Origin of the sequence: Micromonospora sp. WMMC250, assembly GCF_027460215.1 — a bacterium.
Lineage (GTDB): Bacteria > Actinomycetota > Actinomycetes > Mycobacteriales > Micromonosporaceae > Micromonospora > Micromonospora taraxaci.
The window spans coordinates 1,100,845-1,116,050 of record NZ_JAPZBJ010000002.1; the positions used below are offsets into that span (position 1 = coordinate 1,100,845).

17 protein-coding genes are annotated in these 15,206 nt (G+C 72.3%); 11 read left to right on the forward strand and 6 right to left on the reverse strand.

The features are described from left to right. Window positions 1–34: 34 nt before the first annotated feature. On the reverse strand, window positions 35–643 hold the full coding sequence (locus tag O3438_RS04505; RefSeq protein ID WP_269678722.1) for a hemerythrin domain-containing protein: 609 nt from the start codon (window positions 641–643) through the stop codon (window positions 35–37). Window positions 644–826: 183 nt separating this feature from the next. Between O3438_RS04505 and O3438_RS04510 the strand changes: the two genes are divergently transcribed. Then, on the forward strand, window positions 827–2,155 hold the full coding sequence (locus O3438_RS04510; RefSeq protein ID WP_269678723.1) for a M20/M25/M40 family metallo-hydrolase: 1,329 nt from the start codon (window positions 827–829) through the stop codon (window positions 2,153–2,155). 57 nt (window positions 2,156–2,212) lie between these two features. Then, window positions 2,213–2,875, forward strand: a complete 663-nt coding sequence (locus O3438_RS04515) for a hypothetical protein (protein ID WP_088989721.1) — start codon at window positions 2,213–2,215, stop codon at window positions 2,873–2,875. 119 nt (window positions 2,876–2,994) lie between these two features. On the opposite strand, the gene O3438_RS04520 is transcribed toward O3438_RS04515, so the two are convergent. The 3 genes from O3438_RS04520 to O3438_RS04530 form a co-directional block, all read right to left on the reverse strand. Next, entirely contained in the window at window positions 2,995–3,186 is a 192-nt protein-coding gene (locus tag O3438_RS04520) for a DUF5703 family protein (protein WP_088989720.1), read from the reverse strand. A gap of 227 nt (window positions 3,187–3,413) precedes the next feature. Beyond that, window positions 3,414–4,130 (reverse strand): SseB family protein, encoded by a 717-nt coding sequence (locus O3438_RS04525; protein ID WP_269678724.1) that lies wholly within the window; start codon window positions 4,128–4,130, stop codon window positions 3,414–3,416. Further along, complete coding sequence (locus O3438_RS04530; protein ID WP_269678725.1) at window positions 4,127–4,534, reverse strand: YbaB/EbfC family nucleoid-associated protein; 408 nt, start codon at window positions 4,532–4,534, stop codon at window positions 4,127–4,129. The genes O3438_RS04525 and O3438_RS04530 overlap by 4 nt, the downstream gene beginning before the upstream one ends. Before the next feature lie 93 nt (window positions 4,535–4,627). On the opposite strand from O3438_RS04530, the gene O3438_RS04535 reads away from it, so the two are divergent. From O3438_RS04535 to O3438_RS04545, 3 genes are read left to right on the forward strand one after another with little or no spacing between them, the layout of a single operon-like run. Next, complete coding sequence (locus tag O3438_RS04535; protein ID WP_269678726.1) at window positions 4,628–4,960, forward strand: hypothetical protein; 333 nt, start codon at window positions 4,628–4,630, stop codon at window positions 4,958–4,960. Further along, window positions 4,957–6,018, forward strand: a complete 1,062-nt coding sequence (locus tag O3438_RS04540; protein ID WP_269678727.1) for a WXG100 family type VII secretion target — start codon at window positions 4,957–4,959, stop codon at window positions 6,016–6,018. Before O3438_RS04535 ends, O3438_RS04540 begins: the two co-directional genes overlap by 4 nt. A gap of 21 nt (window positions 6,019–6,039) precedes the next feature. After that, the gene (locus tag O3438_RS04545; protein ID WP_269678728.1) at window positions 6,040–6,948 is read left to right on the forward strand and encodes a hypothetical protein; all 909 of its coding nucleotides are present in this window, start codon (window positions 6,040–6,042) and stop codon (window positions 6,946–6,948) included. A 36-nt stretch (window positions 6,949–6,984) separates the two neighbouring features. Here the strand turns inward: O3438_RS04545 and O3438_RS04550 are convergent, their stop codons facing one another. Next, entirely contained in the window at window positions 6,985–7,956 is a 972-nt protein-coding gene (locus O3438_RS04550) for an aldo/keto reductase (protein ID WP_088989714.1), read from the reverse strand. A gap of 186 nt (window positions 7,957–8,142) precedes the next feature. Here O3438_RS04550 and O3438_RS04555 point away from each other — a divergent pair, with 186 nt between their 5' ends. The 6 genes from O3438_RS04555 (at window position 8,143) to mshC (ending at window position 13,890) form a co-directional block, all read left to right on the forward strand. Further along, complete coding sequence (locus O3438_RS04555; protein ID WP_145782115.1) at window positions 8,143–9,195, forward strand: LLM class F420-dependent oxidoreductase; 1,053 nt, start codon at window positions 8,143–8,145, stop codon at window positions 9,193–9,195. After that, on the forward strand, window positions 9,192–10,028 hold the full coding sequence (locus O3438_RS04560; RefSeq protein WP_269678729.1) for an undecaprenyl-diphosphate phosphatase: 837 nt from the start codon (window positions 9,192–9,194) through the stop codon (window positions 10,026–10,028). Before O3438_RS04555 ends, O3438_RS04560 begins: the two co-directional genes overlap by 4 nt. Window positions 10,029–10,314: 286 nt before the next feature. Beyond that, window positions 10,315–11,028, forward strand: a complete 714-nt coding sequence (locus O3438_RS04565) for an MSMEG_4193 family putative phosphomutase (protein WP_269678730.1) — start codon at window positions 10,315–10,317, stop codon at window positions 11,026–11,028. 157 nt (window positions 11,029–11,185) lie between these two features. Continuing rightward, window positions 11,186–11,770, forward strand: a complete 585-nt coding sequence (locus O3438_RS04570; protein ID WP_269678731.1) for a DUF3090 domain-containing protein — start codon at window positions 11,186–11,188, stop codon at window positions 11,768–11,770. Next, window positions 11,767–12,585, forward strand: coding sequence for an SCO1664 family protein (locus O3438_RS04575; protein WP_269678732.1), 819 nt, complete (start codon window positions 11,767–11,769; stop codon window positions 12,583–12,585). Before O3438_RS04570 ends, O3438_RS04575 begins: the two co-directional genes overlap by 4 nt. A gap of 66 nt (window positions 12,586–12,651) precedes the next feature. Beyond that, a complete protein-coding gene (mshC, locus tag O3438_RS04580; protein WP_269678733.1) occupies window positions 12,652–13,890 on the forward strand; it encodes a cysteine--1-D-myo-inosityl 2-amino-2-deoxy-alpha-D-glucopyranoside ligase in 1,239 nt (412 codons plus the stop codon). A 112-nt stretch (window positions 13,891–14,002) separates the two neighbouring features. Here the strand turns inward: mshC and O3438_RS04585 are convergent, their stop codons facing one another. Continuing rightward, window positions 14,003–15,184 (reverse strand): alpha/beta hydrolase family protein, encoded by a 1,182-nt coding sequence (locus tag O3438_RS04585; protein WP_269678734.1) that lies wholly within the window; start codon window positions 15,182–15,184, stop codon window positions 14,003–14,005. Between the last annotated feature and the right edge of the window lie 22 nt (window positions 15,185–15,206).

Below are 15,206 nucleotides of genomic sequence, written 5' to 3' on the forward strand. Positions count from 1 at the left end.
TGATAATGAATGCATTACCGGACGGGGTCCGGGCTCATTCGCGGGGTGGCTCCGGCAGGTCCGCCAGGTAGGTCGGTCGCCGGGTCACCGCGTCGAGGACCTTGTCCACCACACCGACCGCAGGCTCCACGATCCGGTTCCACGGAGGGGTGGCCGGAGTACTCGGGTGGGGGCGGGTCGGCGCGGCCTCCTCGGCGATCTCCAACCGGTTGCCCAGGCGGATCAGCTCCTCCTCGGTCGCGACCGCCCGCAGCTCAGTGACGAGCGCGCCGACACCGTCCACGTGCTGACGAACCCGTCCGGCGACGTCGGTCAGCGCCTCGTCCGTCAGGCCCTTCAGGGCGTTGAGCAGGCCGGCGTCGGCGGTGATCTCGGCGTCCACCCGCTCGCCGGCGGCCGGCAGCGCCGCGCGCACCGCCGGCAGCAGGTACTGCTCCTCGGCGGACAGGTGCCGCGACAACGCGGCGGTGAGCACCGCCAGCGCCTCCTGCGGTGTGGCCTCCGGGCCGGTCAACTGCTCCACCAGCGACAGCAGTTGCTGATGCTCCCGGTCGACGATGTCGGCGATGCTGCGACCGGCGGGCCGGTAGCCCTCCTCGGGTGCGGGCGTGGGCGGCAGCGGCGGCAGGGGAACGGCGGACATGGTGCCCTCCTCGACTGGCGGGCGGAAGCTCCGGCAGGGGACGTTCGGTCGTGGGCGGCGGTACCCGAACGCGCTCACGGCGAAACCGACCCGTCGATGTGTCGACCCACGCGCGTCGGCGCGCCGGCCCGGCCACGCCGGTGCGCCGGTCCGTCGGCCACCTCGGGCTGGTATGAAGAGGCGATGACGAGCGACGCCGCCTCCCCCCGCATCGACCCCACCGCAGAGGTCGTCGACCTCTGCCGCGACCTGCTGCGCATCGACACCACCAACACCGGGGACAACGACACCAGCGTCGGTGAGCGCCGCGCGGCCGAGTACGTGGCGGAGAAGCTCGCCGAGGTGGGCGTGGAGTCCGTCCTGCACGAGTCCGCGCCGGGCCGGGCGAACGTGGTGGCCCGCATCCCGGGCACCGACCCGAGCCGGGGCGCGCTGCTGGTGCACGGCCACCTCGACGTGGTGCCCGCCGACGCCGACGAGTGGTCGGTGCACCCGCTCTCCGGCGAGCTGCGCGACGGCTACCTGTGGGGTCGCGGCGCCATCGACATGAAGGACTTCGACGCGATGGTCCTGGCCGTCGTGCGGCACTGGCAGCGCACCGGCGTACGACCGCCGCGTGACATCGTGCTCGCGTACACCGCCGACGAGGAGGCGGGCAGCGACTACGGCGCCCGTTTCCTGGTGGACAACCACCGGGGCCTCTTCGACGGCTGCACCGAGGCGATCGGCGAGGTCGGCGGCTTCTCCTACTCGGTCAACGACAGCCAGCGGCTCTACCTGATCGAGACCGCCGAGAAGGGCATCGACTGGCTGCGGCTGCACGCCAAGGGCCGCCCCGGGCACGGCTCGATGGTGCACGACGACAACGCGGTCACCGCGCTCGCCGAGGCGGTCGCCCGGATCGGCCGGCACCGCTTCCCGGTGGTGGTCACCGACACCGTACGGGCGTTCCTCACCGAGGTCTCCGACCTGCTCGGCATCGAGTTGGACCCGGAGGACCCGGAGACGGCCATCGCCAAGCTCGGCCCGATCGCGAACCTGATCGGCGCGACCATTCGCAACACCGCCAACCCGACCCGGTTGAGCGCCGGGTACAAGGACAACGTCATCCCCGGCCGCGCCACCGCCACCATCGACTGCCGCAGCCTGCCCGGCCAGTCCGAGCTGCTGGAACGACAGCTGCGCGAACTGGTCGGCCCGGACATCGCCATCGAGTACATCCAGCGGCAGCCAGCGCTGGAGACCACCTTCGACGGTGACCTGGTCGAGGCCATGTCGGCCGCCCTGCGCGCCGAGGACCCGGGGGCGCGGCCGGTTCCGTACATGCTCTCCGGCGGCACCGACGCCAAGGCGTTCTCCCAGCTCGGCATCCGCTGCTTCGGGTTCGCCCCGCTCAGGCTGCCCGCCGACCTGAACTTCTCGGCGTTGTTCCACGGCATCGACGAGCGCGTTCCGGTCGACGGACTACAGTTCGGCGTGCGGGTGCTCGACCGGTTCCTGCGCACCTGCTAGCCGTGTCCGGCACTTGCCGTCGGCGCGCGACCTCCCCATCCGAAGGGACTGCCCCACATGACCGACCAGCACGGTGAGCTGGACGCCGCTCTCGAGCGCGTGATCGAAGCGGCCCGCCACCACCTGGCCGCTGTACGCGCCGCTCAGGGCCGCGTCGACGACGACGACGTCTGGCAGGCGTACGTGGCGTTGAACAACGCCTCCTTCGCGTACGACGAGCGGCTGCTCGACGCCTTCGGCGAGGTGACGCCGTGGGATGTCGACTCGATCGACCCGGACGAGGCCGACGAGCGTTTCGGCGGCGTCGACGGTGCCGAGGCCAGCGACCCGCACCCGAGGGTGATCTCGGTGCGCCAGCGCCGTGACTACCGGGTGCCGAGCGTGGCCGCGCTGCTGCGCGTGGCCGAGGCCGCCCGGCGCGAGGGGACCCCGGAGGACGACGAGCCGGCACCGGTGGAGGGCGTCGGCGAGGCGGTGCTGGAGTTGCTGCAGAGCGGCGACGGCTCGCTCGGCGCGCTGGACGTCCCGGAGTTGGAGCCACTCGACGGGGTGGTCATGGTCAGCGAGGTGGGCACCCCCGTCGACCTGGAGTCGTTCGACGACGACGACGCGGTCGGCCCGTTCCAACCGGCGGCCGACGACCGGCTCGTCGGCCGGCTCGACGAGCACCCGTTCATGGAGCTCGACGACGATCACGACCACGCCGGGCACCAGCACTAGACGAGTACGCCGGCACCCGGGACGGGCTGCGCTCGCCGTGTCGAGGTGCTGGTGAGCGATATACCTCAGAGGCATGAATATGACTCTGAGGTATATCGCTCACCGACGGCACGGCCCGCTCAGTACGACAGGCCGGGCTGCGGCTGGTTGACCAGTCGACGGCGGAGCACCACCTGCCGCGTGCCGTCGCGGTAGAGCCGCACCCGGGCCAGCTCCCATCCGGAGAACTCCGCCTGGATCGCCAACTGCGCCGCGGCGGTCAACCGGTCGACGTTCGGCGGCAACCGCAGCGGCGCGTATTCGTAGTCCATGCCATCCATGCTGCCCAGCCCAGCGGCCATTTGCCACCCCCTCGGGGGTGACCGACGCCGCTGATGCGCCCTCCCGTCGCGCCAAACCCCCAGCCCGTGGTGAACAGGCCCCACAGTTCCGCGCCGATCATGGAGTTGTTGCGTCCGGATTCGCTTAGTTGAGGCATCTTTTGACACTCAACTACTCCATGATCGGCGGCGCAAAGCGTCGTCGCCGCCCCCGGAACTCAGCTTGCGGGGGCGTTCGCCGTCAGCAGGGTCGTCAGCGCCGGCGCGGACAGCGCGACCGCCTGGGCGCTGCCCGGGTCGACCGCCAGCCCCCAGGAGGGGTCCGGCCAGTCCTCGAACAGGTCGGCGCAGGGCAGCGCGATGAACGGCACCCCGTCCCCGGCGAACGCGGCGAGCGCCCTCGGCGAGGTGAAGACCGGCAGCAGCGGCGCGCCGGTCGCGTCGGCGACCACTGTCCACGGGAAGTCGGCATCCGGCGTCGGTTCCCCGGCCAGCGGCACGCACACCGTCGCGCCGGCCAGCACTCCGAGGTAGCCGGGCAGGTCACGCCGGTCGACGGCCGCGCCGAGTAGCGCCACGACCGCCGGCGGGCCGGGGCTCGCGGCTGGCGGCACCGCCCGGCAGGAGAGCGCACCCGGCTGGTCGGTCACCACCTCGGCAGCGGTACGGGCCAGGAGCACACTGAGCCGCTCCACCTGCTCCGGGGTGCGCGGAACCTCGTACCACCAGCCCTCGTCGCCGGTCGGACGGTGCCACCCGAGTGCGGCCAGGCGTGCCGCGTCGTGGCCGGGGCAGACCACCCGCACCACCTCGCGGCGCACCAGCAGGCGGATGCCGCGCGGACCGGCGGAGAGTTCCAGGTCGGTGTCTCGGTCGCAGCGGGCGATCGTGTCCCGTAGCCGCGTGACGATCTCCGGCCAGGTCGGCGACGTCACGCCGGTGGGCCGGGCAGGCGGCCGAGCCGGGCCACTGTCTCCTCCAGGCGGCCCAGGGCCGAGAAGTCACCCGGCGTGCCGAACAGGTCGCCCAGGCTCGCGCCGAGCGCGCCGTCCAACCCCTCGGTGTGCTCCTCGACGCGGTCGCTGGCGGCCGCACGGGCCCGCCGGTAGGCGTCGAGCACCAGCTCCGCCACGCCCTCGGTGCCGGCGCGCAGCGCGGCGGGCGCGAGGGTGAGGCCGGTCAGGGCCCCGGTGGCGTCGACGGTCGCCGAGACCAGGCCACTCTCGTCGGTCGCGGTGCCCGACAGCTCGGTCAGGTCGTCGCCCAGCCCGGCGAACCGGCGCTCGATGTCGGCGATCCGTCCGGCCAGCGCGTCGAACGCGGACGTCGGGTCCGTCATGAAATCCCTCCCCCGTGGATCGTGCGACCGGGTGGTGCCCGGCGGCCGGGAGATCGTATCGTCGGATCGCTCGACTCATGGGGGAGGAACGGCATGCCACCGGACATCGATGTCGACGTACAGGCGGTCCGTCGACTGGAGACAGCCGCTAAACAGGTCGCCAGTTCGCTCGCCGCGCTGGAGGCTCAGATCGTCTCGGCCGGTGACGTGCCGTCGGACGCCTTCGGCCACCTGCCGTTCGCCAGCGACCTGCTGCGCGCCAAATACGCCGAGCAGGTCGCCGGCGGCCGCGAGCTGTTCAGCGCCGCGCACGCCGCGTTCGGTCGGGTCGGCGCGGCGTTGGGCGACACGGTCGAGGCGTACGAGCGCAACGAGCGGGACCTCGACGCCGGGTTCAAGGCCATCCAGTCGGGGCTGCCCGGATGAGCGGGCCGGCCGGCAGCGCCGTCGAGTTGTGGAACGGCCTCGACAATGCGCTTTCCGGAGTGGAGGACGCCGTCAACAGCGTCTGCCGGACGTTGGCCTGGCCGCTGATCCAGATCGTCGAGCTGGTCGACGGTGAGCCCGCGGTCCTGCGCGCCAAGGCCGCAGAGTGGGACGCGTTGGCCACTCAGGTACGTGACCTGGCGCAGGGCCACCGCGGCACCCGGGAGTCCGCGCAGGCCGGCTGGGTCTCACCCTCCGGCGTGGCGTACGGGAAGCGGCTGGCCGAGGTCGAACAGCAGATGCTCGACGTGGCCGAGCAGTTCGCCGCGACAGCGGAGTACCTGCGCAGCGTCGCCGACGGTCTGCAGACCGTCCACGACGTCCTCGTGGACCTCTGCGTCGAGTTCGTGAACTGGATGCTCGTGACGCTGGTGACGGCGTTCCTGATGGCGCCGGTGACCATGGGGGCGTCCTGGGCCGCCGGCGTGAGCGTGACACTGACCAGGGCCCTGATCGTGGTCACCCGGGCGCTGAAGGCCCTACGCCCGTTGGCGGCGCACCTGCAGAAGGTCATCCGCCTGCTCCAACGGGTCATGCTGTCCCTGCGTAAGCTCCAGGCGCACCTCGACAAGCTGGTCGCCATGCAGGACAAGCTGCTCACCGGCAGGAAGTACGTCGAGAAGCGCCACGCCGCGGGCAAGGCCGACAAGTGGTTCCACAAGATCTTCGACCCCACCAAGGGCACCTACAAGCTGGGCAAGTCCGGTACGCCGTTCGACATGGGTGTCCTCGACCGGGCCTCCGCGCTGCGGACGCACGGCGTCGCCGACGGGGCTCGGGTGATCGCGCGGGACTGGGCGACCAACCTTCCGTGGAACGTGCCGAACTCGGTCGTCCACGGCGTCACCTGGGGGACCGTCGCGTTCACCAGCGGGCTGTCCATCCCCGGCGCCGAGCAGGTCGGTGACCAGATCGACCAGGCGGTGCAGGGTGGCGCCGACTGGATCGACCAGAATGTCTTCGGGCAGCCGCCCGCGGGTCAACCCGCGGGCCGTTAGCCCCGGTCGAGGAGGTACGGCGTGACGGCAGAGCAGCGAGGTCGGCTGGGTCGGTTCGCCGACGCGGTGCTCGGCGGCGCGCGGGCGGCCCGGGACAAGGCCCGCGAGCTGCGCGAGGAGTTCCGCACCAGCGACGAACCCGAACGTGCCCTGGTGGCGCCGCTCCTGCCCGGGCAGGAGCTGCGCTACGTCGGCCTCGCCCCGGTCCGCTGCCCGGACACGCACAAGGCTGGCCGGCAGCTCGCCGACGTGATGGCCGACAAGTTCGTCGACTCCCTCGACCCGAAGGTGCTGTTCGGCCTGCTCAACATCGTCAACCCGGTGGTCTGGGTCGATGCGGTGCTCACTCCGGTGCGGATGGCGGCGGGCGTGCTGCTGCTGCCGGGCAAGGCGGGTGCCGTCGCCGCCGGCCTGCCGGAGGCGGTCGCACCGGAGCCGGACCTGCCGCACCAGCCGGTCCAGCGGGAGCCGATCCCGCTCACCGAGGAACAGGAGGCGTTCCGGGCGCTGTTCCGGCTCAGCCTGTACCGGCCCCTGGCCGACCAGCTCGCCGAGATCGCCTACCGACGTCGGTACGTCTTCAGCGGCGACCTCGCCACCCTCGCCGGCAGCCTCCTGCTCTTCCTGGATCGCTACACCGGCACCCCGTTCGCGGTGACCGACACCCACCTGCACCTGCTCAGATTGGGCTCCCGCCCGGACGCCGACCGGCCGGACCGGCGCCGAGCACGGGTGCTCTGGAGTGTGCCGCTCAGCCGGGTGGCACGGTTCGACTCCGAGCGCAGTGCGACCGGTCTCGTGCAGCTCACGTCCACCATCGCCTTCGACGACGGCTCGTGGCTGCGGCTCACCCAGCCCGCTCTCCGCGACGACCAGTCGCGCTTCTTCAGCGCGCTCGGCGACCTTCCCGGCCGGCGTCCGTCGCCCTGACGCGGCCGGCGGGTCGGCCTCGACCCGGCTGGTCGGTCAGCCGTCGCGCTCGGGGTATCCCACCGGCACCGCCGACACGTCGTCCAGGGCGGTGGTGATCTCCTCGGGCAGTGTGATGCGTTCCACTTGCAGAGCGCCGAGCAGTTGCCCGACCGTCCGGGCGCCCAGGATCGGCGCGGTCACTCCCGGCCGGTCCCGGATCCAGGCCAAGGCCACCTCCAGCGGCGACACACCCAGCCCGCCGGCCGCTGTCGCCACCGCCTCCACGATGCTGGAGCAGCGCGGCTCCAGGTACGTCGCGACGAACCGCTCGAAGTGCGGCGACGCGGCCCGGGAGTCCGCCGGACGGCCGTGCCGGTACTTGCCGGTCAGCACCCCCCGACCCAGCGGGGACCACGGCAGCACGCCGAGGCCGAGCGCGTCGCACGCGGGCAGTACCTCCCGCTCCACGCCCCGTTCCAGCAGCGAGTACTCCACCTGGGCGGCGACCACCGGCGCCCGGCCCGGCCAGGCGGTCTGCCAGGCGGCGGCCCGCGCGGTCTGCCAACCGGAGAAGTTCGACACACCGACGTAGCGGACCTTGCCGCTGGCCACCGCGTGGTCCAGCGCGGCCAGGGTCTCTTCGAGGGGGGTGTCCGGGTCGTACCCGTGCACCTGGAACAGGTCGACGTGGTCGGTGCCGAGCCGGCGCAGCGACGCGTCCAACGTCCGCAGCAGGTGCCCCCGGGAGCCGTCCCGGCGTCGGCCGCTGCCCGGCCGCAACCCGGCCTTGGTGGCGATCAGCAGCTCCTCGCGGGGCACGAGGGAGCCCAGCAGCGAGCCGATCACCGACTCGGCGTCGCCGTCGCCGTACACGTCGGCGGTGTCGATCAGGTTGCCGCCCGCGTCCAGGTAACTCTTCAGCTGGGCGGCCGCATCGTCGGCGTCGGTGTCCCGGCCCCAGGTCATGGTGCCGAGCGCGAGCCGGGAAACCGCCAGCCCGCTTCGGCCGAGCGGTCGCTGTTGCATGGGTGAACCTTATTTCGAACCTGCCGCCACGGATATCCTCGCTCCCGTATCTCTGCCGGTTCTGCCGGTTCCGCCGCCCGGTGCTGTCCCGATGGAGGGGGGACCAAAGGGGTCGAGCCGGTGATCGACTCCGTTATCGGCATTGCGTAACCTGGTGCGACCTGTGCCACGGATGGGGGAGGACCAGTGCGACTCGGGCTCAGTCTTGGATATCAGACGGCGTGGAGCACACCGGCCGACCACCTGGCTCTGGCGCAGGAGGCGGACCGGCTGGGCTATTCGGTGGTGTGGGCGGCGGAGGCCTACGGCTCCGACTCGCCCAGCATGCTGGCCTGGATGGCCGGCCAGACCGAACGCATCGACGTCGGCGCCGCGGTGATGCAGATCCCGGCCCGTACGCCGGCGGCCACCGCGATGACCGCCGCCACCATCGACGCGCTCTCCGGTGGCCGGTTCCGCCTCGGCCTGGGCGTCTCCGGCCCGCAGGTCTCCGAGGGTTGGCACGGTGTGCGTTTCGCCAAGCCCCTCGCCCGGACCCGCGAGTTCGTCGACATCGTGAAGCTGGCCGTGGCCCGCAAGGAGGTGGCGTACGACGGCGAGCACTACACGTTGCCGCTGCCGGACGGCCCGGGTAAGGCCCTGCGGCTGGGCTTCCACCCGCCCCGCGAACACATACCGATCTACCTGGCCGCGGTCGGTCCGAAGAACCTGGAGCTGGCCGGCGAGATCGCCGACGGCTGGCTGGCTGTCTTCTACGCCCCGGAGTTCGCCGAGGAGCAGCTTGCCTCGGTGCGCGCCGGGCGGGCCAAGGTCGGCAAGGAGCTGGCCGGGTTCGACGTGGTGCCGTCGGTGCCCGTGGTGATCGGTGACGACGTGGCGTCCTGCGCGGAGCTGGTGCGCTGGTACGCGGCGCTGTACGTGGGTGGCATGGGCAGCCGCCAGCAGAACTTCTACAACCAGCTCGCCACCCGGATGGGGTACGGCGACGCCGCCCGCGAGGTGCAGGACCTGTACCTGGCCAAGCGGCAGCGTGACGCCGCCGCCGCCGTGCCGATGGAGTTCATCGACCGGACGTCGCTGCTCGGCCCGAAGGAGCGCGTCGCCGAGCGGATGCGGGAGTACGCCGCCGCCGGCGTCACCACGCTGTCGGTGACACTGTTCGTGGCCGACCGGGAGAGCGGTGTGCAGACCCTGCGTACCGTCGCCGAGGCACTTGATCTTTCGGGAGTTGGCGAGTGACCTGGGTCGAGGCCATCGTCCTGGGCATCGTCCAGGGACTGACCGAGTTCCTTCCGGTCAGCTCGTCGGGGCATCTGCGGATCACCTCGGCGATCTTCTTCGACCGCGACGCCGGCGCGTCGTTCACAGCGGTCACCCAGCTCGGCACCGAAGCGGCCGTGTTGATCTACTTCGCCAAGGACATCTGGCGGATCACCCGGACCTGGCTGGTCGGCATCCGGGACAAGTCCGTGCGGTCCAGCCTCGACTACCGGATGGGCTGGTACGTGATCGTCGGGTCCATCCCGATCGGGTTGTTCGGTTTCCTGTTCAAGGACCAGATCAAGACGGCCGGGCGCAACCTGTGGCTGGTGGCGACCACGTTGATCGTGTTCGCGTTCGTGCTGGCGTTCGCCGAGTACTGGGGTCGGCAGACCCGCACCCTGGAGAACTTCCGGATGAAGGACGGCATCGTGATGGGCTTCGCCCAGGCCATGGCGCTGGTCCCCGGGGTGTCCCGCTCGGGTGGCACGCTCACCGCCGGCCTGCTGCTCAACCTGACCCGGGAGGCGGCGGCACGGTACTCGTTCCTGCTGGCCATCCCGGCGGTGGTGATGTCCGGTGTGTTCAGCCTCGGGGATGTCTTCGAACCGTCCGCCCCGGGCACGTCCACGCCGTCGGTGGCCCAGATGATCGTGGCCACGGTCATCGCCTTCGGCATCGGGTACGCGGCCATCGCCTGGCTGCTGCGCTATGTCGCCCACCACACCCTCTACGTCTTCGTGCTGTACCGGGTCGCGCTGGGCACCCTGGTCCTGGCCCTGCTGCTGACCGGCACGATCAGCGCCACCTGACCCACCCGTCGACGGCCCCCGGCCCGCCCTCGAGGCGGCCCGGGGGCCGCAGTCGTCCGCCCGCCGCCCGCCGCCCGCCGCCCGCCGCCCGCCGCCCGCCGCCCGCCGCCCGCCCATGATCCACTCGGTTTCCTTGAAATCGCGCTGTCCGGGACGGCCCGACACCCCGACTTCCTGAAAACCGAGTCGATCACGAAGATCGGGCATTCGGCGCGCGCCGACGGCGACGATCCCGGGTGGCGCCTCCGGAGCCCGCGACGGTCCGACCGGGAGCGCAGGTCATAGGGTGGTCGGTGTGGCGACCCTTCTGCTTCTGCGACACGGCCGGACCACGGCGAACGCCGACGGCGGCCTGGCCGGCCGGCAACCGGTCGAGCTCGACGACACCGGGCGCGCCCAGGCCGTCGCGGTGGGCGAGCGGTTGCGGGCGGTGCCGCTGGCCGCCGTCGTGACGAGCCCGCTGATCCGGTGCCGGCAAACCCTGGAGCTGGCGCTGCCGCAGGCCACGCCGGTCGTCGAGGAGGGGCTGATCGAGTGTGACTACGGCAGCTGGGAGGGGCAGCCGCTGAAGAAGCTCGCCAAGGAGCCGCTCTGGCCGGTGGTGCAGCAGCGCCCGAGCGCTGCGGTGTTCCCCGACGGCGAGGCGATGGCGGCCATGTCCGCGCGGGCGGTGGCGGCGGTTCGCTCGTGGGACGCCCGGGTGAGCGCCGAGCACGGTCCCGAGGCGGTGTGGCTGGCGTGCAGCCACGGTGATGTGATCAAGGCCATCGTGGCGGACGCGCTCGGCGTACACCTGGATCTCTTCCAGCGGGTCGTGGCCGACCCGGCGTCGGTGACGGCGATCCGGTTCACGCCGCTGCGGCCCTTCCTGGTCCGGCTCAACGACACCGGCGGCGACCTCTCCGGCCTGGTGTCGCCGCCCCGCAAGCGGCGTCGGCGGGCGTCCCGGGCGGCTGATTCGGACGCCGCGGTCGGCGGCGGGGCCGGTGCGGCCTCGTGACGACGTCGATCGGCGGCCGCCGGGCCGCCCCACCCCGGACCGGCGCGCAGGCCGCCACGCCCGGGCGCAGCCGCTGGTACGCCGGGCGCGCCGCCGCTGTGGCGATTCGGGTCGGTGGGGTGCGCGGTGCCCTGGCGGGCCGGATAGGGTCGTGGGTATGACCCACCAGGTGCACGCCTTCGAGCCGCCGGAGCGGTTCGTCGCCGGGACAGTCGGCCCGCCGGGGGAGCGCGCCTTCTTCCTGCAGGCCCGCGGCGGCGGTCGGCTGGTCAGCGTCGCGCTGGAGAAGGTCCAGGTGTCACTGCTCGCCGAGAAGCTGGAGGAGCTGCTCACCGAGGCGCAGCGTCGCTTCGGGGTGGACCTTCCCGAGCTGGCGCCGGTGATCGGTGACAACGAGCCGCTGGACACTCCGGTCGACGAGGAGTTCCGGGTCGGCACCCTCGGCCTGGCCTTCGACGTGGACACCGCGACAGTGGTGATCGAGGCGATCGCCGCCGGCGAGGTGGAGCCCGAGGTCGAGCTGGGCGACGAGGACGACGAGGACGAGGACGACGACGAGGACGAAGAGCCGGACGAGGACCTGGATCGGCTCCGGGTCCGGCTCACCCCGCAGGCGACCCGCCAGTTCATCGAGCGGGCCCGGCGAGTGGTCAACGCGGGCCGGCCGCCGTGTCCGCTCTGCGGCCAACCGTTGGACCCCGCCGGGCACCTCTGCCCGCGGCACAACGGTTATCACCGGTGACCTCGTCCGGCCTCCAGCCTCGCCAGGACGGTGACGCCGCGCTTCGGCTGCTGCGCGACGGCGTGCTCGACCTGGAAGGTCGGCTGGTCGACGCGTCGAACACGACGCTGCGCGGCATCCTGACCCTGGACGGGGTCACCGCCCGCTGCGTCTACAAGCCGGTGCGTGGCGAACGACCGCTCTGGGACTTCCCCGACGGCACCCTGGCCGGCCGGGAGGTCTCCGCGTACCTGGTCTCCGAGGCGACCGGTTGGGGCCTGGTGCCGCCCACTGTGTTGCGCGACGGTCCGTTCGGCCCCGGCTCCTGCCAGCTGTGGATCGACGAGCCGGAGGACGCCGAGGGGCTGGTCGGGTTCCTGCCGGCCGACGAGTTGCCGCCCCGTTGGTTCCCGATCGCCGCGGCCCGGGACGACGACGGCGCGGCGTACGTGTTGGCGCACGCCGAGGACCCACGGCTGGCCCGACTCGCCGTGCTGGACGCCGTGATCAACAACGCTGACCGCAAGGGTGGCCACGTTCTCGTCGGCGCTGACGACCGGATCTACGGCGTGGACCACGGGGTGAGCTTCCACGTGGAGGACAAGCTGCGGACGGTCCTCTGGGGTTGGGCCGGTCGGCAGCTTCCCCCAGACGCCGTGGAGATGCTCGACGGGCTCGCCGGGCAGGTCACCGGCGCGCTCGGCGAGGAGTTGGCCGACCACCTGACGATCAGCGAGGTGGCCGAGATGGCCTCCCGGATCGACAGGTTGCGCGAGACCGGCCGTTTCCCGCAGCCACCGGAGGACTGGCCGGCGATGCCCTGGCCACCCATGTGAGCCGCTGTCATCTTGATCACCCGTGGGGTGCTCCGGCGTCGTCGCCCGGCTGGTTAGGCTGATCCCATGGAGTCTTGGGCGGGACACGAGGTGCCACGGCTGCCGGGCACGGGCGAGCCGTTGGCGTTGTACGACTCGGCGCGGCAGGGCGTCCACCCGAGTGACCCGGCCGACGCGGCGAGCATGTACGTCTGCGGCATCACCCCGTACGACGCGACCCACCTCGGCCACGCCGCCACCATGATCACGTTCGACCTGGTGCAGCGGGTGTGGCGCGACGCCGGCCGTCCGGTGCGCTACGTGCAGAACGTCACCGACATCGACGATCCGCTGCTGGAGCGGGCCGCCCGCGACGGCGAGGACTGGGTGGTCCTCGCGATGCGGGAGACCGCCCTGTTCCGGGAGGACATGGAGGCGCTGCGGATCATCCCGCCGGCGCACTACGTGGGCGCCGTCGAGTCGATCCCGGACATCGCCGACAAGGTGGAGGTGCTGGTCAAGGACGGTGCCGCGTACCGTCTCGACGACGGCACCGGCGACGTCTACTTCGACATCTCCGCCACCGGCCGGTTCGGCTACGAGTCGAACCTGACCCGTGAGCAGATGCTGGAGATCTTCCCGGACCGGGGCGGTGACCCCGACCGGGCCGGCAAGCGCGACCCCCTGGACCCGCTGCTGTGGCGCGGAGCCCGCGAGGGTGAGCCGTCCTGGCCGGGCGGAGACCTGGGCCCCGGGCGTCCGGGCTGGCACATCGAGTGCGCGGTGATCGCCCTGAACCTCCTCGGCGACCGGATCGACGTGCAGGGCGGCGGCAACGACCTGCTGTTCCCGCACCACGAGGCCTCCGCCGCGCACGCCGAGCGACTCACCGGCCAGGCGCCGTTCGCCGAGCACTACGTGCACGCCGGCATGATCGGCCTGGACGGCGAGAAGATGTCCAAGTCCCGCGGCAACCTGGTCTTCGTGTCCCGGCTGCGCGCCGACAAGGTCGACCCGATGGCGATCCGGCTGGCGTTGATCTCCGGGCACTACCGCAGCGACCGCACCTGGACCGCCGAGCTGCTCACCGCCGCCCAGGAGCGCCTGGCCCGCTGGCGGCAGGCCGCCGCCGCGCCCGCCGGGCCGTCCGGTGCCGAGCTGCTCGCCGGGGTACGCGCACGCCTGGCCGACGACCTCGACACCCCCGGCGCCCTCGCGGTCGCCGACCGCTGGGCCGAGGCGACCCTCGCCGGAGCGGCGGACGACCCCGAGGCCCCCGCCCTCTTCGCGAAGACTGTCGACGCTCTCCTCGGCGTCCGCCTCTGACCCCGCCCCACCCCGCCCCGTCGATCATGGAGTTGTGGTGGCGACAAGTGGTGCTGCGCCCTCAGGCGGGGCACCACAACTCCATGATCGGCAGAGGGTTCCGGCGACCGCGTCACGGAACGAACGTCACCTCGGGGAAGGACCGGCTCGGGCCGCTCAGCAGGTGACCCCGGTGCCGCAGGTGCCTGTCGAAGAACGCCAACGGGTACGCCTGCCCGATGCGGACCGCCCGGGTGGGGTCGAGGGTCCCGATCCAGTCGGCGGCGAGTTCCTCGTCGCTCATCCCGATGATGCGTGCCAGTTGCGGCACCAGCCACTGGTTGTCGCCGTACGACGCGTGGACCGCTCCCGCCGCGTGGATGTCGAGCCGCCATCCGCGCAGGTGGGCGTAGAACTCGGCGACGGCGGGCTCCCTGGTCCGGGTGTGCTCCGCCGTCATCAGCATGAACGGCCGGTAGAGGTCGGTGGTGGGCCGCGGCTGCGACACCATCGGGCCGTCGAGGCTCAGCCCTGCCCGGACCCGCCGGTCGGTGCCCATGGTCAGGGCCGTCGCGGTGCCACCCTTCGACCAGCCGAACATGCCGATCCGGTTCAGGTCGAGGGCGCTTCCCAGCCCGGCCGGCAGCCGTGCGTGTCCGACGTCGGGGTTGCGCCCGGCGGCGAGTTCGGCGATCTGGTCGAGGACGAACCGGAGGTCCCGGCTGTAGGTCCACGGGGTGGCATCGTAGTTGTCCTCCTGGACGGTGACCCGACCGTCGGGGAACTCGCCGTACCCGTCGTAGGTGTGGTCCACAGTGACCACCACGTACCCGCGGCTGGCGAGCTCCTGCACCACGATGGTGGTGTCCGAGCGGTGGCTTCCGGCGCCGTGCGAGTACACGACCACCGGCAGCCGCCGGCCCGGGTGCAGAACCGGGGCACCCTCGTGCCCCGCGGTGAGCGGCGCCCGCGCGGCGTCGGGGTCGAACCCGGCGGAGTCCAGCAGCGTGCGCATCGACGCGGCGGTCATCCAGGGGGCTAGTGGGTAGCGTCGCACGTCGCGGGCGGGATACCAGACGTTGATCATCAACTCCCGGTGCCGCCCCGGGCCGGCCAGTGGATCCGGTTGCGACCGGTCGACCAGGTGCAGCGGCACCGTACCCACCCGGTACGGTCCGGTCGGCGCGGGCAGGGTGAGCCGGGCCGGGCCCGAGGCGGCAGTGGCCGCCGTGGCGCGGCCGGCCACGCCGGCCATGCCGATCGGAACGCCGACCCCGGCCGCCAGCGCGGCCCCGACGAGGCCGCGGCGCGTCATTCCCCGTCCACCGAGAGCTTTC

Coding starts and splice junctions, on each gene's coding strand:
- O3438_RS04505 (WP_269678722.1), bottom strand. CDS start 643: ATGTCCGCCGTTCCCCTGCCGCCGCTGCCGCCCACGCCCGCACCCGAG.
- O3438_RS04510 (WP_269678723.1), top strand. CDS start 827: ATGACGAGCGACGCCGCCTCCCCCCGCATCGACCCCACCGCAGAGGTC.
- O3438_RS04515 (WP_088989721.1), top strand. CDS start 2,213: ATGACCGACCAGCACGGTGAGCTGGACGCCGCTCTCGAGCGCGTGATC.
- O3438_RS04520 (WP_088989720.1), bottom strand. CDS start 3,186: ATGGACTACGAATACGCGCCGCTGCGGTTGCCGCCGAACGTCGACCGG.
- O3438_RS04530 (WP_269678725.1), bottom strand. CDS start 4,534: ATGACGGACCCGACGTCCGCGTTCGACGCGCTGGCCGGACGGATCGCC.
- O3438_RS04535 (WP_269678726.1), top strand. CDS start 4,628: ATGCCACCGGACATCGATGTCGACGTACAGGCGGTCCGTCGACTGGAG.
- O3438_RS04540 (WP_269678727.1), top strand. CDS start 4,957: ATGAGCGGGCCGGCCGGCAGCGCCGTCGAGTTGTGGAACGGCCTCGAC.
- O3438_RS04550 (WP_088989714.1), bottom strand. CDS start 7,956: ATGCAACAGCGACCGCTCGGCCGAAGCGGGCTGGCGGTTTCCCGGCTC.
- O3438_RS04570 (WP_269678731.1), top strand. CDS start 11,186: ATGACCCACCAGGTGCACGCCTTCGAGCCGCCGGAGCGGTTCGTCGCC.
- mshC (WP_269678733.1), top strand. CDS start 12,652: ATGGAGTCTTGGGCGGGACACGAGGTGCCACGGCTGCCGGGCACGGGC.
- O3438_RS04585 (WP_269678734.1), bottom strand. CDS start 15,184: ATGACGCGCCGCGGCCTCGTCGGGGCCGCGCTGGCGGCCGGGGTCGGC.